20 protein-coding genes are annotated in these 24904 nt (G+C 28.3%); 11 read left to right on the top strand and 9 right to left on the bottom strand.

Going from position 1 to position 24904, the window contains the following annotated elements:
* Nucleotides 1-164: 164 nt before the first annotated feature.
* From ACJJVK_RS13395 to ACJJVK_RS13375, 5 genes are read right to left on the bottom strand one after another with little or no spacing between them, the layout of a single operon-like run.
* Nucleotides 165-1487 (bottom strand): 7TM diverse intracellular signaling domain-containing protein, encoded by a 1323-nt coding sequence (locus tag ACJJVK_RS13395; protein ID WP_405566675.1) that lies wholly within the window; start codon nucleotides 1485-1487, stop codon nucleotides 165-167.
* 56 nt (nucleotides 1488-1543) lie between these two features.
* Nucleotides 1544-2266 (bottom strand): aspartate/glutamate racemase family protein, encoded by a 723-nt coding sequence (locus tag ACJJVK_RS13390; RefSeq protein ID WP_405566673.1) that lies wholly within the window; start codon nucleotides 2264-2266, stop codon nucleotides 1544-1546.
* A gap of 12 nt (nucleotides 2267-2278) precedes the next feature.
* The gene (locus tag ACJJVK_RS13385) at nucleotides 2279-5005 is read right to left on the bottom strand and encodes a DNA gyrase/topoisomerase IV subunit A (RefSeq protein WP_405566671.1); all 2727 of its coding nucleotides are present in this window, start codon (nucleotides 5003-5005) and stop codon (nucleotides 2279-2281) included.
* Nucleotides 5006-5012: 7 nt separating this feature from the next.
* On the bottom strand, nucleotides 5013-5210 hold the full coding sequence (locus ACJJVK_RS13380) for a hypothetical protein (RefSeq protein WP_405566668.1): 198 nt from the start codon (nucleotides 5208-5210) through the stop codon (nucleotides 5013-5015).
* A complete protein-coding gene (locus ACJJVK_RS13375; RefSeq protein WP_405566665.1) occupies nucleotides 5207-7066 on the bottom strand; it encodes a DNA topoisomerase IV subunit B in 1860 nt (619 codons plus the stop codon). The genes ACJJVK_RS13380 and ACJJVK_RS13375 overlap by 4 nt, the downstream gene beginning before the upstream one ends.
* A gap of 269 nt (nucleotides 7067-7335) precedes the next feature.
* On the opposite strand from ACJJVK_RS13375, the gene lysA reads away from it, so the two are divergent.
* The 5 genes from lysA (at nucleotide 7336) to ACJJVK_RS13350 (ending at nucleotide 12208) form a co-directional block, all read left to right on the top strand.
* Nucleotides 7336-8580: a diaminopimelate decarboxylase gene (gene lysA / locus ACJJVK_RS13370; protein ID WP_405566662.1), complete on the top strand. Its 1245-nt coding sequence runs from the start codon at nucleotides 7336-7338 to the stop codon at nucleotides 8578-8580.
* A gap of 96 nt (nucleotides 8581-8676) precedes the next feature.
* A complete protein-coding gene (locus ACJJVK_RS13365) occupies nucleotides 8677-9288 on the top strand; it encodes a fumarylacetoacetate hydrolase family protein (RefSeq protein WP_405566659.1) in 612 nt (203 codons plus the stop codon).
* A 34-nt stretch (nucleotides 9289-9322) separates the two neighbouring features.
* Entirely contained in the window at nucleotides 9323-9838 is a 516-nt protein-coding gene (locus ACJJVK_RS13360) for a GNAT family N-acetyltransferase (protein WP_405566657.1), read from the top strand.
* Between the two features lie 82 nt (nucleotides 9839-9920).
* Nucleotides 9921-12044, top strand: a complete 2124-nt coding sequence (locus ACJJVK_RS13355) for a Tex family protein (protein WP_405566654.1) — start codon at nucleotides 9921-9923, stop codon at nucleotides 12042-12044.
* A gap of 20 nt (nucleotides 12045-12064) precedes the next feature.
* Nucleotides 12065-12208, top strand: a complete 144-nt coding sequence (locus ACJJVK_RS13350; protein ID WP_405566650.1) for a hypothetical protein — start codon at nucleotides 12065-12067, stop codon at nucleotides 12206-12208.
* A gap of 226 nt (nucleotides 12209-12434) precedes the next feature.
* Here the strand turns inward: ACJJVK_RS13350 and ACJJVK_RS13345 are convergent, their stop codons facing one another.
* Nucleotides 12435-13970 carry an SDR family NAD(P)-dependent oxidoreductase gene (locus ACJJVK_RS13345; RefSeq protein WP_405566647.1) on the bottom strand — a complete coding sequence of 512 codons (1536 nt, stop codon included), beginning with the start codon at nucleotides 13968-13970 and terminating at the stop codon, nucleotides 12435-12437.
* A gap of 16 nt (nucleotides 13971-13986) precedes the next feature.
* Nucleotides 13987-15327, bottom strand: a complete 1341-nt coding sequence (locus ACJJVK_RS13340; RefSeq protein WP_405566644.1) for a DEAD/DEAH box helicase — start codon at nucleotides 15325-15327, stop codon at nucleotides 13987-13989.
* A gap of 160 nt (nucleotides 15328-15487) precedes the next feature.
* Between ACJJVK_RS13340 and ACJJVK_RS13335 the strand changes: the two genes are divergently transcribed.
* The 3 genes from ACJJVK_RS13335 to ACJJVK_RS13325 all read left to right on the top strand — a co-directional run bounded on the left by ACJJVK_RS13335 (nucleotide 15488) and on the right by ACJJVK_RS13325 (nucleotide 19523).
* Complete coding sequence (locus ACJJVK_RS13335) at nucleotides 15488-17809, top strand: DNA topoisomerase 3 (protein ID WP_405566641.1); 2322 nt, start codon at nucleotides 15488-15490, stop codon at nucleotides 17807-17809.
* Nucleotides 17810-17820: 11 nt separating this feature from the next.
* On the top strand, nucleotides 17821-18390 hold the full coding sequence (locus ACJJVK_RS13330; RefSeq protein WP_405566638.1) for a hypothetical protein: 570 nt from the start codon (nucleotides 17821-17823) through the stop codon (nucleotides 18388-18390).
* 200 nt (nucleotides 18391-18590) lie between these two features.
* On the top strand, nucleotides 18591-19523 hold the full coding sequence (locus ACJJVK_RS13325; RefSeq protein WP_405566635.1) for a sterol desaturase family protein: 933 nt from the start codon (nucleotides 18591-18593) through the stop codon (nucleotides 19521-19523).
* A 185-nt stretch (nucleotides 19524-19708) separates the two neighbouring features.
* On the opposite strand, the gene ACJJVK_RS13320 is transcribed toward ACJJVK_RS13325, so the two are convergent.
* On the bottom strand, nucleotides 19709-19930 hold the full coding sequence (locus ACJJVK_RS13320; protein WP_405566632.1) for a VF530 family DNA-binding protein: 222 nt from the start codon (nucleotides 19928-19930) through the stop codon (nucleotides 19709-19711).
* 30 nt (nucleotides 19931-19960) lie between these two features.
* Nucleotides 19961-21604 carry a M1 family metallopeptidase gene (locus tag ACJJVK_RS13315; RefSeq protein ID WP_405566629.1) on the bottom strand — a complete coding sequence of 548 codons (1644 nt, stop codon included), beginning with the start codon at nucleotides 21602-21604 and terminating at the stop codon, nucleotides 19961-19963.
* Between the two features lie 131 nt (nucleotides 21605-21735).
* On the opposite strand from ACJJVK_RS13315, the gene gcvT reads away from it, so the two are divergent.
* The 3 genes from gcvT (at nucleotide 21736) to ACJJVK_RS13300 (ending at nucleotide 24902) form a co-directional block, all read left to right on the top strand.
* Nucleotides 21736-22821: a glycine cleavage system aminomethyltransferase GcvT gene (gene gcvT, locus ACJJVK_RS13310; protein WP_405566626.1), complete on the top strand. Its 1086-nt coding sequence runs from the start codon at nucleotides 21736-21738 to the stop codon at nucleotides 22819-22821.
* Between the two features lie 74 nt (nucleotides 22822-22895).
* A complete protein-coding gene (locus ACJJVK_RS13305) occupies nucleotides 22896-23690 on the top strand; it encodes a hypothetical protein (protein WP_405566623.1) in 795 nt (264 codons plus the stop codon).
* 96 nt (nucleotides 23691-23786) lie between these two features.
* Complete coding sequence (locus tag ACJJVK_RS13300) at nucleotides 23787-24902, top strand: SDR family oxidoreductase (protein WP_405566621.1); 1116 nt, start codon at nucleotides 23787-23789, stop codon at nucleotides 24900-24902.
* Nucleotides 24903-24904: the final 2 nt, after the last annotated feature.

Genomic DNA, 24904 nt, shown 5'->3' with positions numbered 1-24904 from the left:
AACTCCAGATAAATTCTGGAGTTTTTCTATTTATAAAAGTCGGGGAATAATGACCTAATTTATAACTATAGCTAAATTAAGACAATATTCACAATTTACATATATAATAAAGGGTAGTAAAGGGGTAGTATAAGGGTAGTAGTCGTTTTGTAGTATTTAAAATTCTATTTTACAGATAAATTTAAAGCTTCTTTTCTATTTTTTATATGTAATTTATCATAGATGTTTTTAATATGAAATTTTACAGTATTAATAGAAACATTCGCTATTGTAGCAATTTCTTTGTTCGATTTACCTTGTAATATTAAATCGAATATTTCTCTTTCTCTTATACTTAAAGATGCTAATTTTTCTTTATTTAAATGTTTATTGCCTTTTGCTTTTTTATCTTTTAATATTTTAGAGAAATTTCTAATCTCTTTTTTCATATAATTATTTTTCTTCCTTAATAATTTTTCTCTAGACAAAATAGCAAATCCAAATATTATAATTTGAATAAGACCACCAAGTTTTATATTGAAACCATCTGTATAAAATATAGAAATACCTAAATTTCGAAAAACAAAAGAATCTAAACCAGAAAACAATAAAATAGCAAAACCGAAAACAAATAACTTTGTAAAATTATTTTTATTAATCAATACAAGTGCAGTAAGCCAGTAGGTTAATAACAATAAAAAAACCAATACATTTAATACAATAAATATATTATGGTTATTATAAAAATAGAAAATCAGAACAGATAAAATTACTAGACAACCTAAAGAATAAGTATAATATTTTAGTTTAGGATATACTTCTTTTAAATTTAGAAAATAATTAACAAATTTTGAAGAATAAAATGAAATTAAAATATAATTTAATAGAATTAAAATATTTATTTGACTAGAATTTAAACCAAATAAAACGAGTGTCCCATCTAATAAAAGAAACATTAAAGTAATGCTCATTAAAAAAAAACCATAATAAAAAAATGTTTTATCTTTAAAGAAAGAGTAATAAAATAGCGAGTAAATTATAATTAAAAAAATGAATCCATAAAAAAATCCATTTAAATTAATGATCAGTTTTTCTCTAAAATCTGAATCCAATTCTTTATTTAATTCAAAAGGAAAATAAGAAACAAAATCTGAATTAACTTTAATATATAAATCATTTGTTCTTAAAAACTCAAAAGCTAAAAACCTTTCTTTTTCTAAAGGTTTTATTTCTTTGAAATTTTGAAATGCCTTAGAAAATTTAACTCTATTGGTCTTAACTTTAAAAATATAGGTTTCTTTTACATCTGACTTAGGAATTTTAAACCAAAAAGATGCATCTGAATGTGGTTCTAAAATTAGTTTTTCAATAGGTTTAAATTCTTTTTCTACAATGGTTTTAGAATTTAAACTATTATCAGAATCTTTAAAGTATAAAATATCAGTTTGAGCAAAACCCAAACCAGATATAAAGCATAAATAAATAAATATTTTAAATTTCCTTAACAATTTCGACTAATTTTCTAAAAAATCTATGGATAAAAAACCAATCAAATATAATAAAACTATTGCTGTTGTTGCTCTTGTTGCTGTTGTTTTAATTTATTAGAAAAATTAAATGCAGCTGTAGCATGAATTTTTGTGGTATCAAAAACAGGTACAGAAACATCTTCTTGCTTTATTAATAACGGAATTTCTGTGCAACCTAAAATAACACCATCTGCTCCATTTTCTAGTAATTTATTTATAATTTTTAGATAATTATCTTTAGACGTTTGTTTTATTACACCATCAGCTAATTCATTATAAATAACACCATGAATTAAATTTCTATCTTCTAAACCAGGTATAATAGCTTCTATACCAAATGAAGTTAAAATATCAATAAAAAAATCTTTTTCCATTGTGTATTTTGTACCTAACAAAATCACTTTTTTTAACTTTTTTTCTATAATTTTTTTTGATGTTGCTTCTGCAATATGAATAACTGGAATATTAACAGATTTTTGAACTGCCTCTATACATAAATGCATTGTATTTGCACAAATTAAAATACAAGTTGCACCTGCTTTTTCTAGGTTTTTACCAGTATCAGCCATTTTTTCATCTAACAAATCCCACCTATTGTTTTTCTGAAGGTTTGCAATTTCACCAAAATCAAAAGAATTGATTATAACATCTGCAGAATGTGGTTTACCTAAAGCTTTCGAATTTAATTCATTTAAAATTCTGTAATATAAAATAGTAGATTCTGGAGTTATACCTCCTATTAAACCAATTTTTTTCATAGTTTATTTTTTTTAAAACAAACTCTGTTGATTTTCATCATCAGAATTATCTTTTTTCTTTTGAATTGCTTTCTTTAAAAGCGCTTTCCTTTTTTCTTCTTTATCATCAGTATCTAAAGTTGCAGGTTTTTCTACAACAGGCACATCAATTGGTAATTTATTTTCTACAATTTCTTCACCTTCATCATTAACATCCTCAATAATTTCTTCATTTGGTTCTACAAAAGGTAACGATTCTAACAAATTCACATTTTTAATTCGCTCAGTTGTTAATTGATTTCCTAATGCTTTAATGCCTTTTACAGCAATAAATTCTTCGAAATTAACTTCTTCATTTTCTAAACTTCTTTTAGAATATTGTACTTCTGCAATTGGTCTATAATCTGTAGCAACAATTTCTAATTTAGATTTAGGGTGTTCAGAGATAAAAAGTTCTTCTTTTTCAGGAGTTTCTATCAAAAAGCGCTTTACGTAATATTTTGCTTTTTCTCCATCAAAATAAATTGCAGATATTGGTTTATTAGGTTTCCATTTTTCTAAAACGATCATATCATCTTCAAAATGCATTGCTAAGTCAGGTTTAACAGCTTTGGCTTTTCCACTTTGTGATACAATTAGCAATTTATCTTCTGCTCTAAATTCACCCAACAAATCTCCTCTTTCATCAACATTTAAACGTTGTACAGTTTCATCAAACCAAATTTTACGAGGTTTTAAAGTTGATACTCCTGCTGATTTAAAATCGATACTTTTAATAGCAAATTTAGTAATTGTATTACCACGAACACTTCTTCCTTTTACTGATAAATCAGCAAAATCAATATCCCATTTTAGTTTTTTAATGCTACCAACAGCTCTTAAATTTATAGTAACCACTTCTGCTTCTCCATTAGGATTTGCTGTAAAATATAAAACTTTAGATCCTTTACTACCATTGGTTAAATCGTATTCTTTATCACGAGTTACAGCAGTAACTGCAAAACGTTTCATATAACTTGGCCCTCTTGCACCATCTTTATACATAAAATTGTACACAGTTCGTTTATCTTTCTTTTTAAAGACAGCAATGTGTATAATATCTTTACCTACAAAGGTTTTAGAATCAATTTTGGTAACCATCATTTTACCATCTCTTCTAAAAACGATAATATCATCAATATCAGAACAATCAGCTACAAATTCGTCTCTTTTTAAAGAAGTACCAATAAAACCTTCTTCTCTGTTTACGTACAATTTAGCGTTTTTCATGGCTACTTTTGATGCAACTATATCATCAAAAATTCTGATTTCTGTTTTACGCTCTTTTCCTTTTCCATAGGTTTCTTTTAAACGTTTAAAATAATCAATGGCAAACTCAATTAGGTTTGCTAAATGATCTTTAACAACTGCAATTTTATCTTCTAAACTTTCTATATGTTGTTTGGCCTTGTCAATATCAAATTTTGATATTTTCTTAATTCTAATTTCTGTTAAACGAACAATATCTTCTTCTGTTACTGCTCTTTTTAAATGAGTAATATGTGGTTGTAAACCTTTATCAATAGCTTCAATTACACCTTCCCAAGTTTCTTCTTCTTCAATATCTCTATAAATTCTGTTTTCAATAAATATTCTTTCTAAAGATGAAAAATGCCATTGTTCTTCTAGTTCATTTAACTGAATTTCTAATTCTCTTTTTAATAAATCTACTGTTAAATCTGTTGAGTGTTTTAGCATTTCAGAAACTCCTACAAAAACAGGTTTGTTATCTTCTATTGTACACGCTAAAGGAGATATTGATGTTTCGCAATTTGTAAACGCATATAAAGCATCAATAGATTTATCTGGTGATACGTTTGGAGGTAAATGCACCAAAATTTCTACTTCTGCTGCAGTATTATCTTCAATCTTTTTTATCTTGATTTTACCTTTATCATTCGCTTTTAAAATACTATCAATTAAAGAAGATGTTGTTGTAGAAAACGGAATTTCATTAATCACCAACGTTTTTTTATCTAATTGAGAAATTTTGGCACGAACACGTACTTTCCCTCCTCTTTTTCCATCGTTATAATTCGAAAAATCGGCAATTCCACCTGTTAAAAAATCGGGTACAATTTTAAAACTTCTACCTTTTAAGTATTTTATAGAAGCATCAATTAATTCATTAAAATTGTGTGGTAATATTTTGGTTGATAAACCTACTGCAATTCCTTCTGCTCCTTGAGCTAGCAATAATGGGAATTTTACTGGTAAATCTATAGGTTCTTTTCTACGACCATCGTAAGACAATTTCCATTCTGTTGTCTTCGGATTAAAAACGACTTCTAAAGCAAATTTAGACAAACGTGCCTCAATATATCTAGATGCTGCAGCTCTATCTCCTGTTAAGATGTTACCCCAGTTTCCTTGCATATCAATCAGTAATTCTTTCTGACCAATTTGAACCATAGCATCAGCAATAGAAGCATCTCCATGAGGATGATATTGCATTGTATGCCCAACAATATTGGCTACTTTATTGTAACGCCCATCATCTAAATCTTTCATAGAATGCATAATTCTACGTTGCACAGGTTTTAACCCATCTTCTAAAGATGGTACTGCTCTTTCTAAAATTACATAAGAAGCATAATCTAAAAACCATTCTTTGTACATTCCTGTAACTTTGGTAATGGTTTCTTCTTGAGGTGAATCTAATTGTTCGCCTTCGTTGGTTAATTCTTCTTCGTGTTCGTTATCGTTTATTTCTTCACTCATCTGAAATCTACTCTTTCTTTTCTTTAATTCCTCCTTTTATCATCTTTAAAGCAAAAGCCATCATAGATGATGATAAAACTCCTAAATATGCTGATGAATTTTCATTATATGAAAAATCTTGATAGTTAATTTGCGTCAACCAATAAATTAAAATAATCACAAAAATGATTGAAAAAATAGTAAATACTAATTTTATATTTTTCATATTTCTTCTTCTATGTAATCCAATTCAACCTTTAAATTTTGGATGATAAACTTCTGTCTATCAGGTGTATTTTTACCCATATAAAACTGTAGCATTTGTTCAATAGACATTTCTTTATCTAACATTACAGGATCTAAACGAATATCATCACCAATAAAATGAACAAATTCATTTGGCGAAATCTCACCCAAACCTTTAAATCGAGTTATTTCTGGTTTTCCTCTTAATTTTGCAATTGCATCTCTTTTTTCTTCATCAGAATAACAATAAAACGTTTGTTTCTTGTTTCTAACTCTAAATAAAGGTGTTTCTAAAATATACAAATGCCCTTCTTTAATCAACTCTGGAAAAAACTGTAAGAAAAATGTGATTAATAACAAGCGAATGTGCATACCATCAACATCAGCATCAGTTGCAATTACAATATTATTATATCTTAAATCTTCTAAACCATCTTCTATATTTAAAGCCGCTTGTAAAAGGTTAAACTCTTCATTTTCATACACTATTTTTTTACTCAGTCCGTAAGAATTTAAAGGTTTCCCTTTTAAACTAAAAACGGCTTGTGTATTTACATTTCTAGATTTTGTAATAGAACCAGAAGCAGAGTCTCCCTCTGTAATAAACAAAGTAGTTTCTAAATAATTTTCCTTTTTAATATCACCTAAATGGATTCTACAATCACGTAATTTCTTGTTATGTAAACTCGCTTTTTTTGCTCTATCTCTTGCTAATTTTCGAATTCCAGAAAGTTCTTTTCGTTCTTTTTCGGCTTGTAAAATTTTCCTTTGAAGTTTGTCTGCAATTTCTGTATTTCTGTGTAAAAAGTTATCTAATTTGGTTTTTACAAAATCGTTTATATACGTTCTTACAGTTGGCAACTCACCTCCCATTTCTGTAGACCCCAATTTTGTTTTTGTCTGACTCTCAAAAACAGGTTCCATAACCTTAATTGCAATTGCTGCAATTACTGATTTACGAACATCAGAAGCTTCAAAATTCTTACCAAAAAAATCACGAATGGTTTTAACAATCGCTTCTCTAAAAGCAGATTGATGTGTACCTCCTTGTGTTGTATGTTGGCCATTTACAAAAGAATAATATTCTTCTGAATACTGAGTTTTACTATGCGTAATAGCAACTTCAATATCATCACCTTTTAAATGGATAATAGGATACAACATGTCTTCTGTATTGTTATTATCCTCTAATAAATCTTTTAATCCATTTTTAGAAAAGAACTTTTCTCCGTTAAAAATAATGGTTAAACCAGGATTTAAATACACATAGTTTTTAAGCATTTTTGCTACATATTCATTTCTGAACTTGTAGTTTTTAAAAATACTTTCATCAGGAATAAAAGAAACTTTGGTACCTTTTCTACGAGAACTTTCTTCTAAAAATTCTTCGTTTTCTAAATTTCCTTGGCTAAATTCTGCGGATGCTGATTTTCCTTCACGTGAAGATTCTACTCTAAAAAAGGATGATAATGCATTGACTGCTTTTGTACCTACACCATTTAAACCTACAGATTTTTTAAAGGCTTTAGAATCATATTTACCTCCAGTATTCATTTTAGAAACTACATCAACCACCTTTCCTAAAGGAATTCCACGTCCATAATCACGCACTGTAACTTTGCTACCTTGTATAGAAATTTCGATGGTTTTCCCTGCACCCATCACATATTCATCAATAGAATTATCAAGAACTTCTTTAACTAGAATGTAAATTCCATCGTCTGCAGAAGAACCATCACCTAATTTACCAATATACATTCCTGGACGCATTCTAATGTGTTCTTTCCAGTCTAAAGACCTGATATTATCTTCTGTATATTTTGTTTCTTGACTCATAAAATCGTTACTATGATTAGGTTTGATGTATTTGACAATATAGCATTATCATCATTTAAATAAAATAGCAAAATCAATTAGTTATTAACAGGATTTCAACGTTTTTTTAGCTTCTACCTTTTAGCTTATTACTCTTCAATAATAGGAAAAATCAAACTACCAAAAACTACTAATAATCACAAAAAAAAACAATATGTTATATTTTTAAACAAATCATTAAATACTCAACATTTTAATTACTTTTGATGCGTAAATCAAATTAAAATAAAGTGGAAAACACACAACTTTTAGCGTTAGCAAATAAATACGGAAGTCCTTTATATGTTTACGATACAGATAAAATAGAATCGCAATACAATAGATTAACAAACGCTTTTAGTAGTGTTAAAAATTTGAAATTGAATTATGCTGTTAAAGCACTTTCAAATATAAATATTTTAAAATTCTTTAAAAATTTAGGATCTGGTTTAGACACTGTTTCTTATCAAGAGGTGCAATTGTGTTTAACAACTGGTATTGAGCCTCATGATATTATTTTTACACCAAATGGCGTTTCTTTAAAAGAAATTGAGGAAGTTGCAAAATTAGGTGTTCAAATTAATATTGATAATCTTTCTATTTTAGAACAATTTGGCCAAAAACATCCAGAAATACCTGTTTGTGTGCGTATCAATCCACACATTATGGCTGGTGGAAATTCTAAAATTTCTGTAGGTCATATCGATTCTAAATTCGGAATTTCAATTCACCAAGTACCTCATATTAAACGTGTTGTAGAAAACACAGGAATGAATATTAACGGAATTCACATGCACACTGGTTCTGATATTTTAGATATTGACACTTTTTTACGTGCCTCTGATATTTTGTTTGATGTTGCTCGTCAATTTGAAAACATTGATTTTATCGATTTTGGAAGCGGATTTAAAGTCCCTTATAAAGAAGGTGATATTTCTACAGATATTGAGCAATTAGGTGTTCAATTATCAGAAAGATTCAACGAATTTTGTACAGAATATGGTAAAGACATTACTTTAATGTTTGAGCCTGGTAAATTCTTAGTTTCTGAAGCAGGTTCTTTTTTAGCAAAAGTAAATGTGGTAAAACAAACTACTTCTACTGTTTTTGCACATGTAGATTCTGGTTTTAATCACTTAGTAAGACCAATGATGTATGATTCTTACCATCACATAACAAACATTTCTAATCCTGAAGGAAGAGACAGATACTACTCTGTTGTAGGTTATATTTGTGAAACAGATACATTTGCATCTAACAGAAGAATTGCAGAAATATCTGAAGAAGATATTTTATGTTTCCATAATGCAGGGGCTTACTGTTTTTCTATGGCATCTAATTACAATTCTCGTTATTTACCAGCAGAAGTTATGGTTGTTAATGGCAAAGATTATTTAATTAGAAAAAGGCAAACCATAGAAGATATTTTAAACAACCAAGAAGTTGTTGAATTTTCATCAAAAAAAAAGACAACTAAAGCAGAGGTTACTGCTTAAAATTAGATAATATTTTTATATAAATCCACTAGAGAATTCTTTTTTTTAGTGGATATTTTTTTATTTTTACTAAACAATAGAAAACAAAAAACACAAATGAAAATTTTAGGAATAGGTAGTAATTACGTAACTGATTTAAAGGATATTGAAGAAAAAAAGAAAGGTAAGAAATTCATTTTTTCAAAACCAGAATCTAGTTTAGCAGTAAACTGCGATGTTGAATACCCAAGTAAAATTACCAATGAATTAATATACGAAGTAGAATTAGTTGTAAAAATTGGTAAAGAAGGTAAAAACATCAGCAAAGAAGAAGCTAATTCTTACATTTCTGAAATTGCTGTAGGTATAGATTACACTGCAACTGACATTCTTAAAAATGCCAGAGAAACAAAACATCCTTGGGAATTTGCAAAAGGTTTTGATGGTGCTGCACCAATTTCTAGTTTTAAACCAGTTGCTAATTATGATTTGGGTGATATTAATTTCGACCTAAAAATTAACGGAGAAGAAAAACAAAAAAGTAATACAGCATATATGATTAATGATTTTGCTGATATTATTGTATTTATTTCTGAATATATGACTTTACAACCTGGTGATTTAATATTTACTGGAACTCCAGCTCTTGGTAAAGGAGAAATTTTTAAAGGAGATCATTTACAATGTTCTGTTAACGGAGAATTATTGTTGGATTTTAAAATGATATAATTGTTAGATTTAAATCTTAAAAACTTTTTTATTGATGAAAATTAGACTTTCTAAACTTGAGGATGTTCCACAAATTGCAACAATAATTAATGATGCAAAAGAACTTTTAGCATCTCTAAATATTGATCAATGGCAAAATGGATACCCAAATGCAGTTCAAGTTGAGAATGATATTTTAAAAGGAGAAAGTTATGTGGTTGTAAATGATGAAAATCAAATTATAGCAACTTCTATGTTTACTTTAAGAAAAGAACCAACTTACAAAGAAGTTATTGATGGAAATTGGCTAATTTCTGAAGATGAAGTTTATGGCGTAATTCATAGAATGGCCATTAAAAAAGAATACAGAAAATTAGGTTTGGCAACTTTTCTTTTTGATGAATTTCATAAACAATTAAAAGACAAAAAAATAAAAAGTTTAAAGATTGATACTCATGAAGATAATTTGGGAATGCAGTCTTTAATCAAAAAATTGGGCTACAAATATTGTGGAATTATTTACACCAGTTACAACGCAAAAAGATTAGCTTTTGAGAAAGTAATTTCTTAATAATTCAATTTTAAAACTATATTTACAACCTCATAAATTAATTTTTATGAGGATTTTTTTTACGATAAGTTTTAAATAAATAATGCAATTACTCCAATATATAATTCAGCAAACGCAACTAACTTCTAAATCTGTAGAAAACACAATTTCTCTTTTAAATGAAGATGCTACAATTCCTTTTATATCAAGATATAGAAAGGAAATGACTGGTAATTTAGATGAAGTTCAAATTGGAGAAATTGTAAAATTTAAAGAAAGTTTTGAAGCTTTAGAAAAACGTAAAAAAGCGATTTTAAAAGCCTTAGATGAGCAAAATGTTTTAACACAAGAACTTACCCAAAAAGTAAATAATTCTAGAGATTTAATTGAGCTAGAAGATTTGTACTTACCTTTTAAGAAAAAGCGAAAAACCAAAGCAGAAAATGCACGTTTACAAGGTTTAGAACCTTTAGCTAAAATGATAATGAGTCAACGTGTAAATGATTTAGAATATACAGCTTCAAAATATATTAAAAATGATGTTGATACTTTAGAAGAAGCCTTAGAAGGCGCACGTTTTATAATTGCAGAATGGATTAACGAAAGAACAGATATCAGAAACAACATCAGAAGAGAATTAGAACGTTTTGCTACTATTTCATCTAAAGTAATTAAAGCTAAAAAAGAAGATGAGAAAGCACAAAAATTTAAAGATTATTTTGATTGGAGTGAATCTTTAAATCGAATTCCTTCTCATAGATTATTGGCAATTTTAAGAGCTGAAAACGAAGGTTTTATCAGAATTAAAATAGAAATTGATTCAGAACGATTATTACAAAGAATTGAAAATAGAATTATTCGAACTCAAAATGAATGTGCAGCACAAATTGAATTGGCTATAAAAGACGCTTTTAAACGTTTGTTGTTTCCTTCTTTATCCAATGAAGCTTTATCAAATGCAAAAGAAAAAGCAGATGAAAACGCCATTTTAGTATTTGCTAAAAACTTAAAACAGTTACTTTTAGGAGCTCCTTTAGGTGAAAAAAGAGTGTTGGCAATAGATCCTGGTTTTAGATCTGGTTGTAAAGTTGTGTGTTTAAATGCACAAGGTGATTTAGAACACAATGAAACAATTTTTCCTCACGAACCTCAAAATCAAAAGATTGAAGCCATTAAGAAAATTAGCTTTTTAGTAGATGCTCATAAAATTGAAGCCATTGCTATTGGTAATGGAACCGCTTCTAGAGAAACTGAACAGTTGGTTAAAAAGATTCAGTTTAAAAATCCTGTAGATGTTTTTGTAGTTAGTGAAGCTGGTGCTTCAATTTATTCTGCTTCTAAAATTGCTAGAGACGAATTCCCAAATTACGATGTTACTGTACGTGGTTCAGTTTCAATTGGTAGACGTTTGCAAGATCCTTTAGCTGAATTGGTTAAAATTGATGCAAAATCGATTGGAGTTGGCCAATATCAGCATGATGTAGATCAAACAAAATTGAAAAAATCTTTAGATTCAACTGTAGAAAGTTGTGTAAATACAGTTGGCGTAAACATAAATACTGCAAGTGAATCTCTATTAAGTTATGTTTCTGGAATTGGGCCAAAATTGGCAGAAAATATTGTAAAATACAGAAACGAAAATGGTTCTTTTAAATCTAGAAATGAAATTAAAAAAGTACCACGTTTAGGAGGAAAAGCTTTTGAGCAAGCTGCTGGTTTTTTAAGAATTAAAAATGGAAAAAATCCTTTAGATGATTCAGCTGTACATCCAGAAAGTTATAATTTAGTTGATAAAATTGCCAAAGATGCAAAACGAAATGTGTCTGAAATTATTGGTAATAAAGAAATTTTAAAACAAATTGATTTAAAAAAATACATCACTAAAAACATTGGTTTACCTACTTTAAAAGATATTATCAGTGAGTTAGAAAAACCAGGTTTAGACCCAAGAGCAACAGCAAAAGTATTTTCTTTTGATGCAACTATTAAAACCATTTCTGATTTAAAAATTGGTCAAATCTTACCAGGAATTGTAAATAACATCACTAATTTTGGTTGTTTTGTTGATGTTGGTATCAAAGAAAGTGGCTTAATACACGTTTCTAATTTATCAGATACTTTTGTAAAAGATGTAAATACAATAGTAGCTTTACAACAACAAATTACTGTAAAAGTTTTAGAAGTTGATGTAGTTAGAAAACGTATTCAATTAGCTTTGGTAAAATAAAAATTTAATATCTTTAAATTATGACTAAAAAAGAAAAAACAGATTCTTGGGATGACTTAAGTGATTTTCAAAAAAATGAAATTCAACAAGAGGTTAACAAATTAAATAAAAAGAAAAAAGTTTCTTGGGATGATGTTAAACAAAAGCTTTCAAAATTGAAATAAAACACATTTTCTTAAGTCTAAAAACAAAAAAAATTCAATGCAATTGTTAATTTACAACAACAAATTATTGTAAAAATTTTAAAAGTTAATGTTGCTAGAAAAAGAATTCAATTAGCTTTAGTGCAATAAACTTTGCTAACAAGTTTAGCCCTGATTGTAATGACATCCTTTTTGCTTTTTTTAGCAAAAAGATAAAATGGAAAGCAGGAAATAGCTTCAAAAAAAATTACCAATCAATAGGAAAATAGTCTTTCAAGAATTTTCCAGACCAATGTTTACCAGTATTTATACCATCAATTAAAGGATCCATAACTCTTGCTGCACCATCTACAATATCTAAAGGTGGCTGAAAATCGTGTACTTCTTGTTTCTTTTTAGACAATTCTGCAGGATCTTCATCTGTAACCCAACCAGTATCTACAGCATTCATATAAATACCTTTTTTGGCAAAAGTTGCAGAAGATGTATGTGTTAACATATTTAAAGCCGCTTTTGCCATATTTGTATGTGGATGTCTGTCTACTTTTTTAAATCGATGAAACTTCCCTTCCATTGCAGAAACATTAATAATGTGTTTTTTACCCGTATTTTCTTTCATCATTAAATTAGATAAACGATTGCACAATACAAAAGGTGCAACAGCATTTACCAATTGAACTTCTACCATTTCTGTAGTTTCAATTTCACCTAATTTTAATCGCCAACTATTGGTTTTTCTTAAATCTACTTGTTGTAAATCTGCATCTAATTTTCCTTCAGGAAAAACTTCTGATGTTTGTAAAGAGTTATCAAAACTATAAGGAATTTGAGATAATTCAGCAGAGTTTCTTAAACCAATTCCAGGTTCTGGTCCATGCCAAGTTACAGGTAAAACGTTATTTTTATTTGTTTTTGTTGATGAAATACTTAAATCTGATATTTCTTGCAAACACTCTTGATGATTTTCTAATAATTTTTGCGCCAATTTTGGAAGTTCTGTAATCGGTTTTTTCTCATTTTCCATCAAATGAAAATAAAATCCTGATGGTCTTCTTACAGTTTGTGCTGCATTATTGATAAGAATATCTAATCTATCATATTTCTGTTCTATATAATTACAGAAAATTTCTACACTTGGTATATGTCTTAAATCTAAACCATGAATGTGCAAACGATGACTCCAATCGCTATAATCTTCTTCTTTTGCAAAACGAATTGCAGAATCTGCAGGAAAACGAGTTGTTGCAATAACAGTTGCACCAGATCTTAAAGACATTAAAGTAATATGATAACCTATTTTTAAACGAGAACCTGTAATAACAGCAACTTGCCCTTTTAAATCTGTAGTTTGAAAACGTTTTGCATAATTCAAATCTCCACATTCAGTACACATTGTATCATAAAAATGATGTAATTTGGTAAAAACAGCTTTACATACATAACAGTTTCTTGGCGATTCTAATTCTGGAGTATCTTCTGAAATTGCTGCTGCAGCTAATAATTTTGGCGCAACAAATAATGTAGCTTCTCTAGCAGAACGAATTCCTGTAGATTTTCTTGCATGTTTATCACTTTCTATTTGCTTACGTTTTGCAGCTTTTTTGGCATCTTTTCTTCTTCGTTGAAATTCATCACGGTTTGGTCTAGACAATTCGCCTGCAACTTTAAAAAGTGCTATTCTTTGTTCTTCAGGAATTTCAAATAACTGATTTGTATCATCTAACAAACTTTGTATTGTTTTAATACAAGATGTAATTTCAGGATTTTCTTTATGCTCGCTCATTTTAAAATCAAAAATATTATTTTCTCTTTTTCTTTTTTGAATTTTCCTCTTTAGAAACTTTAGTTGTAGTTCTAGCTAAATAATCTGCCAAGACTTTTTCTACTAATTCTTCTTTTGTTAGGTGATGAAAAACAGTCCTAACTTTTCGTTTAAAATCTTCTGAAACTGTTTTATTAGGTTTTGTTTTAAAGATCTTTTTTGCCCACAACAAACCATTGTTTTCTTCAATACTTTGTGCATCTGCTTTTTTGTATTCTTGAAATTTAATACCTAAATCTTCTTCAAATTCTGGAATTTCTTCTAACTCTTCTTTTTGTATAACACTTAAAGAAAGCCCCTTAGCTCCTGCTCTTGCAGTTCGTCCACTTCTATGCACATAAGCATCATAAGTATCTGGCAAATGATAATTTACAACATATTCAACTTCTTTTACATCAATTCCTCTTGCTGCTAAATCTGTAGCTATTAAAATATTTATATGTCCTTCACGAAATTGCCCCATAATTCTGTCACGAATTCCTTGGGTTAAACTTCCATGAATAGCACCAGATGAAAATTTATTAATTGCTAAGTTTTTGGCTAATTTGTTAACAGCGGCTTTTGTTTTACAAAAAATAATTCCTCTTTTTCCTTCTTTAGAGTTTAAAAAATGTAATAAAACTTCTAATTTTTCAATTGGTTCTACAACTACGTATTTATGTTCAATTCCTTGATGACCAACAGTTTTCATATTAGCTTCAATCTGAATAACATCTTTAGCCATATAGTTGTTAACCAGTTGCCTAATTGCACCAGACATTGTTGCTGTAAATAATAAAGTTCTTCTTTTTTTAGGAATTTCTTTTATAATACTATCTAATCCTTCTTTTAAAGCACTAACCATTTCATCAGCTTCATCTAAAATAAAATAAGAAATATTTTTGATGTTGATGGCTTCACGTTTCACCAAATCTGCCAATCTTCCTGGAGTTGCAACTACAATATGTGTTGGTTCTTTTAATCTTTCAATTTGAGGTTTTATAGGTATTCCTCCACAAACAACTGCAATTGATATTTCTGGAATGTAAGATGCAAAAGATTCTAAATTGTTATGAATTTGTTGCCCTAATTCTCTAGTTGGTGCTAAAATTACTGCCTGAATATTAGTGTTTTCTGTATCAATCAATTGTAATAAAGGTAAACCAAAAGCGGCTGTTTTACCTGTTCCTGTTTTTGCTAAAGCAACAACATCATCTTTTTTATTTAAAATTACAGGAATTACTTTTTCTTGAATATCTGTAGGTACAGCTATTTTTAAATCAGTTAAACTTTTTTGTATTTGTTGATGAATTCCTAAATCAGAAAACGTTTTTGACATATTATAAATTTCTGCAAAGATAAACACACTTTCTCTTGATACTATTCTTTTCTCTATTTCATTTTAATCTTTAAAAACTTAAAAAAAAGCTAATAAGTAAAAAAAGGTTTTATAAAACTTCTCAAATAATTTATTACTTTCGAAAACCTAAAAATAATTAATGAAAGTCTGTATTGCAGAGAAACCAAGTGTAGCAAGAGAAATAGCTAACATTCTAGGAGCCAACACAAAACGTGATGGTTTTTACGAAGGAAATGGTTATGCAGTAACTTATACTTTTGGCCATTTATGCACACTTTTAGAGCCTAAAGATTACAAACCTCATTGGAAAAGTTGGGATTTAAATAACCTACCAATGTTACCTGAACATTTTGATACCAAAGTTACAGGCGATTCTGGAATTAAAAAACAATTTAATATTGTAAAATCTTTATTCGAAAAAGCAGATGTAATTATAAATTGTGGGGATGCAGGAACTGAAGGAGAACTCATTCAAAGATGGGTAATAAATCAATGTAATTACAAAGGAAAAGTACAACGTTTATGGATTTCATCGTTAACTGAAGAAGCTATTAAAGACGGATTCAACAATTTAGAATCCTCAGAAAAGTACGATAATTTATATTATGCAGGTTATTCTAGAGCTATTGGAGATTGGCTTTTAGGTTTAAATGCAACACGCTTGTACACTGTAAAATTTGGTGGTTACAAACAAGTTTTGTCTGTTGGTAGAGTGCAAACTCCTACTCTAGCAATGTTAGTGAATCGTTATTTTGAAATACAGAATTTCAAGCCACAACCTTATTGGGAATTACAAACTACGTACAGAAATACACTTTTTAATTACGAAGATGGTCGTTTTTTAAAAAAGGAAGATGGACAAGTTTTAGCTGATAAAGTTGCACAATCTGATTTTGAAATTGTTTCTGTTACCAAAAAGAAAGGTAAAGAATACGCTCCTAAACTTTTTGATTTAACAGGGTTACAGGTATATTGCAACAATAAATTCGGATTTTCTGCGGATGAAACTTTAAAAATTGTTCAGAAATTATACGAAATGAAAGTAGTTACTTACCCAAGAGTAGACACCACTTTTTTACCTAATGATTTATATCCTAAAATTCACGGAATTTTATCGAAATTGACAAATTTTAGTGAATTAACACAACCACTATTAGGCAAAAAAATAAAGAAAACAAAGCGTGTTTTCGATGATAAAAAAGTCACAGATCACCACGCAATTATTCCTACAGGAATTCAAGGGAATTTACAATACAATCAACAACAAGTTTACGATATTATTACTCGCAGATTTATTGCAGTTTTTTATCCAGATTCTGATGTTTCTAACACTTCCGTAATTGGTAAAGCTGCAGAAGTCCCTTTTAAAACTACAGGAAAAGAAATCATCAATAAAGGTTGGCGTATTGTTTTTGAGAAGAAAGAATCTTCAATTAAAAAAGAGATAAATGCAGCAGCAACTCTACCCTCTTTTGTTAAAGGAGAAAAAGGAACTCATGAGCCTTCGTTTTTAGAAAAAGAAACAAAACCACCAAGAAACTATACAGAAGCCAGTTTACTAAGAGCTATGGAAACTGCAGGTAAACAAGTAGATGATGATGAAATGCGAGAGTTGATGAAAGAAAACGGAATTGGAAGACCATCAACTAGAGCAAGTATTATTGAAACTTTATTTAGAAGAAAATATATAGAGCGTAAGAAAAAACTGGTTTTACCAACGCAAACAGGTATTGATTTAATCAATATTATTGATAACGAACTGCTAAAATCTGCTGAATTAACTGGTAGATGGGAAAAACGTTTAAAAGAAATTGAACGTGGAGAATTCAATGCAGGAACTTTCATAAATAATATGAAAAAAATGGTAGATCAATTGGTTTATGAAGTACGTTCTAATACTTCGAAAAAACGAATTTCTTCCAATAATGTCATTTCGAGTACAGTAGAGAACTCAACGAAACCCAAAACAAAAACTAAAAAACAGGTTGCTGGTAAAACTTGCCCAAAATGTAAAACAGGACAACTTTTAAAAGGCTCTTCTGCTTATGGTTGTTCTGAATATAAAAATAATTGTAATTTTAAAATACCTTTTAAAATTTACGATAAAAAAGTTTCTGAAAATCAAATTATTAGATTATTGGATAAAGGTTGTACAACCAATTTAAAAGGTTTTAAAAATGATACAGGTTCTATTGAAGGTTTAATTCGTTTTGATGATGATTTCAACTTAAAATTAGAACCTAAAGTCAAAACTGTCCCTTCGAACGCAGTCAAGAAATCTTCAGACAAAATAATTTGTCCAAAATGCAAAAAAGGGACTATTTTAAAAGGTAAAACCGCTTATGGTTGTTCTGAATACAAAACAGGCTGTGATTTTGTTTTTACATTTGAAAACATCAAAAAAATGGCTAATGGTAGACCTTTAACTAAAGAACTGGTTTTGGAGATTATATCGAATTAAATTTTAGAACTATGATTTTATTAAAAAGAATACTGAATTTAATAGTTTTATTTTTACTTCTCAACTCTTGCAAATCGACAAAAAATCAATTCTTATTTGATATACAAGAATTAAATTTAAAATATAAAAAAATTCAAAAACTGGGATATAAACCAGTTGAAGGACAAATTAATCGTTTAACAAAATCTAAAAAAGATACAAGTATATATATTGGCTTTGATCGTTTTAAAAAAAGTCGCACCAAAACTTGGACAATTAAATTTCCTCTTAAAAAATATGATTTAGTTAATGATTCTATTTATAAATTTTTAATAAGTAAAAATATTCCTCCAATATCAAGAATCAATTACTATAAAGACAGTTTAAGCTTTAACTTTTCTGCTCATAATGAAATAAATGGCCTTGTTTATATATGTCAAGTTTCAAATGATATAAAAGAGAACAAAACCTTTCTACATTTAAGTACCTATTTACCCTTTACCAATAAAGAGATTAAGAGAAATATAAAATTCTATAAACTCTCATATAAGGAACGATACCCAATTATTATGTATTTAGAAGAGGAAAAAACAGATAATTAATATGTTTTAAAACTCCCAATTAACAAAAAACAACAAAATAGTGAACAACTAAATCTCGCCCAAATTAAACAATTCATTTAAAATAATTAGGTTCAAAAAATTGAATATTAAGAGCCTAAATTAACTTCTAAAAAATTAAAAAAAACATAGGTTACAATCTTATAATTGACTTATATTTATAAAAAAAAGTATACCCTTTTATGGATTTCACAAACCCTTTAATATATGGTGTTCCTTGTTTTTTAGCTCTAATTTTAGTAGAACTTACTTACAGTAAACATCACAAGAAAAAGAAAAACAAAGACCTTTATAAATGGAAAGATCTAGCAGCAAGTTTAACTATGGGTATTGGTTCTACAATTATAGCTCCACTTACTAAAACCATTGCTGCCATTGTTCTTTTTAATTTTGTTTACGAACTTTTTAATCCTTTAGTAGATGGTGTTAGAACCAATATTATGGGGTATGCTTCTTTTGGTTATGCCTGGTATATTTGGGTAATTTGTCAGCTTTTAGACGATTTTAGTTATTACTGGTTTCATAGACAAAACCATAATGTTCGTTTTTTATGGGCTGCACACATTGTACATCATTCTTCTGATAATTTTAATTTAGGAACTGCTGTTAGAAATGGTTGGTTTACTATTTTTTACAAACCTTTTTTTTATATGTGGATTCCTGCCATTGGTTTTCCACCAGAAATGGTAGTGGTTTGTTTAGGTATTGAAGCTTTATGGCAATTTCAATTGCATAGTGTTTTTATTCCGAAGTTAGGTTTTATAGAAAAATTTATGAATACACATACCATGCATCAAGTGCATCATGCACAAAACATTGAATATATGGATAAAAATCATGGTGGATTTTTAAATGTTTTTGATAAAATGTTTGGTACTTGGAAAGAACTAGATGAATCTATTGATATAAAATATGGAGTTACAAAACCACCTAATTCTTACAATCCGTTAGTGATTTTAACACACGAATACAAAGACATTTGGTTAGATATGAAAAAGTCTAAAAATTGGTATCATAAATTTATGTACGCTTTTGCAGCTCCTGGTTGGTCTCATGATGGAAGTACACTAACTATTAAACAGGTTCAAAAATTACTTAAAGAAGAAAATAAATAGTGCTTTTTTTAAGCAAGTTCGTTTGCAAACAAGTCTAGCCCAGATTGAAACGACATCCTTTTTATGCTTAACTAGATTCAGTATTTGCTAGAGAAAATAAAAATAGTGTTTATAAATAAACAGATGCTGAAATAAATTCAGCATAAAAAGATATAGTGTAAAGCTGGAAATAGCTTCTAAAAAAATTAATCAATCATATTTTTTAAGTAAAAATTTTCTACTTTTTCTCTAGCCCAAGGTGTAGTTCTTAAAAATTTTAAGGATGATTTATAAGTTGGATTATTCTTAAAAGCGTTGATATTCAAGGTATAACCCAATTCTTCCCAACCATATTCTAAATATAATTCTTCTAAAATTGTGGCTAATTTTATACCATGTAATGGATTGTTTGGTTGCTCTTTACTCATTGTTTTCTTATAATTTTTAAAGACTTAAAATTATTCTGTTTGTTTGGCAACTACAAAATAATTTTCATCAATTTTTAATTGAATGTTAGACGTTTTTACTTTTTTAATTTTCCAGTCTGTAGTTGGTTTTAAATCTTTAGCAACTCCGTTAATATAGATTTTAACAGGCATATTAAAACCAGATACAACATTGGTCCATTTGTATTTTAACTCATTATTTTTAATACTATAAGTAAATTCTGGAATGCGAATATCTCTTAAATATTGATCGAAAACTTTAGACAAATCTATTTTAGTTTTATTAGATAAGTAATTTTCTATCTGTTGTGTTGTTACTGTTTTATGCCAAAACTTTTTATTAATACCTCGTAAAATTGTTCGCCATTTTTTATCATTATCTATTAAATAGCGAATTGTATGCAACATGTTAGCACCTTTATAATACATATCTCCAGATCCTGTATTATTTACACCATAAACACCAATTATTGGTTTATCGTTTTTAATACTTTTTCTAGTACCTATTACATATTCTGAAGCCGCTTTTTTACCAAAATAATAGTTTAAATATAAACTTTCTGAATAAGCTGTAAAACTTTCATGAATCCACATATCTGCAGCATCTTTATAGGTAATATTGTTGGCAAACCACTCATGACCAGATTCGTGAATTATAATAAAATCGAACTTTAAACCCCAACCTGTACCTGATAAATCTCTACCTAAATAACCGTTTTTAAATTTATTACCATAAGTTACAGAACTTTGGTGCTCCATACCTAAATAAGGTACTTCTACCAATTTAAAACCATCTTCATAAAAAGGATATTTACCAAACCAATGCTCAAAAGCTTTCATCATTTTTGGTGCTTGTTTAAACTGCTTTTTGGCTTTGTCTAAATTATAAGAAAGCACATAATAATTCATATTTAATTGACCACCTTCACCTTTAAATTCTTCACTAAAATGTACATAATCGCCTATATTTAAATTAACTCCATAATTATTAATAGGATTTTTAACAGACCAATGATAAGTGGTTGTATTGTCTTTATGAATTTCAGTTTCTACTAACTCTCCATTAGAAATATTCATTAAGTTTGATGGAACTCGTACACTTATATCCATATTTTCAACCTCATCATACATATGGTCTTTGTTAGGCCACCAAACACTTGCACCTAAACCTTGACAAGATGTTGCTATAAAATCATTTCCGTTTTTATCTTTTTTCCATGAAAAACCACCATCCCAAGGTGCATTTTTTGCTTCTTGTGGTTTACCTTCATAATAAATATCAATAGAATTAACGCTACCTTTTTTTTGTTCTTCAAGTAAATGAATATGATGCGCATTACCTTCTGAAACTACTTTTAACTGTTTATTGTTTTGTACAACTTTTGTGATTTTTAAAGGTGCTTGTAAATCAATTTGTAAAGTATTATAAGGCTTTAAAACCGTATATTTTACGGTATTTTTACCTTTAATAAATTTTGTTTTAGGAAAAACTTGAATGTCTAAATGATAGTATTTTAAATTCCACCAAACACGTTCTGGAGTTATAGATCCTCTAAGTGTATCCTGTTTTGTAAACTTATCATTTTGTGCAATTAATGAAATATTATTAAAAAATAACGCAAATAATAAAAGGTAAAAGAATTTATATATCTTCATTTAAACAGGTTTATTAATTATAATTTCAAAAGTAATACTATTTATTTTTGATAGAAAATATTAACAAATTATTAGTAATTGTTTATTCTGAATTTTTCAATAATTTAGCCTTTTAATAAAGAAATCTATAAATGAAAAATATTGCATTACATAAAGTTCACGAAAATTTAGGCGCAAAAATGGTACCTTTTGCTGGTTATAACATGCCAGTTTCTTACGAAGGTGTTACAGCAGAACATCTTACAGTTAGAAATGGAGTTGGTGTTTTTGATGTTAGTCATATGGGTGAATTTCTAGTTTATGGTGATAATGCTTTGGCACTAATTCAGAAAGTTACTTCTAATGATGCTTCTAAATTAACTATTGGAGATGCACAATATAGCTGTTTCCCAAACACAGAAAACGGAATTGTAGACGATTTAATTTGTTACAGAATTAAAGAAAACACCTATTTATTAGTTGTAAATGCTTCTAATATTGAAAAAGATTGGAACTGGATTAGTAAATATAATGAAGAGTTTGGTGCAGAATTAAGAGATTTATCAGAAGAATATTCATTATTAGCCATTCAAGGTCCAAAAGCAGTTGAAGCTATGCAATCTTTATCTTCTTTAGATTTAGCAGCAATTCCTTTTTATAAATTTAAAGTTGGTGATTTTGCTGGAATTGAGCACGTTATTATTTCTGCAACTGGTTATACAGGTTCTGGTGGATTTGAAATTTACTGTAAAAACAATGAAGTTGAACAGATCTGGAAAAAAGTTTTTGAAGCGGGTGCAGATTTTGACATAAAACCAATTGGCTTAGCTGCTAGAGATACTTTACGTTTAGAAATGGGGTATTGTTTGTATGGAAATGATATTGATGATACAACATCTCCAATTGAAGCTGGTTTAAGCTGGATTACAAAGTTTACCAAAGATTTTGTAAATGCAGATTTCTTAGCCAAACAAAAAGAACAAAAACCTACAAAACGTTTGGTTGCTTTTGAGTTAAATGATAGAGGAATTCCAAGACAAGGTTATGATATTGTAGATGGTGAAGGAAAAGTTATTGGTAATGTGACTTCTGGTACAATGAGCCCTAGCTTAAGTAAAGGAATTGGTTTAGGGTATGTACCTACTCAATTTGCTAAATCTGGAACAGAGATAAATATTAAAGTTCGTAAAAAAGCAATACCAGCAACTATTGTAAAATTACCTTTTTATAAAAATTAACAACTATTTTGTAAGGAACATAATTATAAATCGATTACACAAAGATTGTATCATTCAACTAAACAAATAAAAAAATGAAAAAAATAATCATTACAGTATTCGCTAGTTTATTATTTATAATTAGCTGTAAAAAAAACTCAGCAACAACTGAAACATCAGAAAAAACTGAAATAATTAAAACAGAGAAAACATTTGCTGAAAAAATTGAAATTGCACACAACAAAAAAGATTTCTTAAAACAAGAAGCAATACAATTTGATGCTTTAATAGAATTTGGTGGTAATGAAATTTTTGATGCAAATATTACTATTTCAACTACTTCTGATTTAGCTAAAATTGCTTACAAAAACGGAGATTTTATTTATGTGGATAAACAAGATATATTTGTGTCTCCTAGTTTAAAAGACAACCCAGGAGTTCGTTTTCATGCCTATACTTGGAGTTATTTTTTCTTATATCCTTATAAATTAAGTGATAATGGAACAAAATGGGATGATAATTTTAAAACTCCTGAAGCAAATAATACCTTTAATACTGCAAAATTATCTTTTGAGGCTAATACAGGTGATGCACCTGATGATTGGTATATAATTTATGCTAATAAAGACAATAATATGTTAGATCATGTTGCTTATATTGTTACTGCTGGTAAAACTAAAGCAGAAGCAGAAGCAGATCCTCATGCTATAAAATATTTAGACTACAAACAAATAGATGGTATCCCTTTTGCTACAAATTGGGAGTTTTTAGAATGGGGATTAGAGAAAGGATTAACAAAGAAAATTGGTAGTGCTAAAATTACTAATATAAAATTTGTGAACGGTTTTAGAGATTCTTTTTCCATACCAAAAGATTTTATAAAAAAATAAAATTATACTTAAATTAAATAAAACCTCAGACTTTCTGGGGTTTTTGTTTTTTTATAAAGTAAATTCGTCCGCTATTATTTCAATGTAAAGATGTATATGAATTGTTTATTAACTGGAGGAACAGGAATTGTTGGTAGTCATATTATTTTTGAATGGTTGCACAAAGCAATTGTAGAAAAAAAAGTAAACCATCTTTTTGTTGTTATTAGAGATACAAACAAAACTGCAACACAACGTTTGCTAGATATTTTACAAGATGAATCTCGTCCTGATTTTTTAAATCAATTTTCTTTAGAAGAATGTTTAGAGAGAATTACAGTTATTTCTAGTGATTTATCAACCCTAAAAAAAGAAACTTTACATCAATATAATTTTACCACAGTTATACATTGTGCAGGCTCTACAAATTTGTTAAACACCAACGATTCTAAAGAGACTGTACATACTCAAAACTATTTAGTTACTAAACACCTTTTAGAGGTAATTCCTAATTTTGTAAATCGATTTTTATACATCAGCACAGCATATTCTTTCGGAATTCAAGATGATAAAGTAAATGATACTATTGCAGATTATAAGGTTACTAATTTTAGAAATCCTTATGAAAAATCAAAATATGAAAGCGAACGTTTTGTAAGAGAAACCTGTAATCTAAAAAATATTGATGCTCAGATTTTAAGACCAAGTATAATTTGTGGACGTTTAATTGATAAACCTTTTTTCGAAACTCCTAAATATGATGTTTTTTATTCTTGGGCCATATTTTTAGATAAATATGCAAAAAAAGCAAAAGATAATTTTAGGATTTGGGTTGATAAAAAAAGTGGATTAAATATAATACCTGTTGATTTTGCTGCCAAAGCAATTTTATACGCGTTTTTAACACCAAGTATAAAAGAAATGAATATTGTAAACCCCAAACAAATACTACATAACAATTATGTAGGTGATGTTTTAGAGGCTTTTAATATTCAATCTTATGAATATGTAGACCAGAAACCAGAAAACTTAAATGGTTTTGAACAATTGTATTATAAAAGTATTGGTAGTTTATTCGAAAAATATATTTCTATACCCGATTTACAATTTAAATCTGAACAAATATTAATTCTGATAAATCAGTTGCAATTAGATGTTACTTTAGGTGTACACGAAAACTTTATGAATTTGATTAATTTTTCTGTAGAAAAAAAGTTTAAGAAAAGTTATTAATT

The organism is Polaribacter sp. Asnod6-C07, assembly GCF_045063625.1.
Taxonomy (GTDB): domain Bacteria; phylum Bacteroidota; class Bacteroidia; order Flavobacteriales; family Flavobacteriaceae; genus Polaribacter; species Polaribacter vadi_A.
The sequence above is the reverse complement of the archived record's forward strand: the minus strand, read 5'-3'. Positions and strand labels throughout refer to the sequence as shown.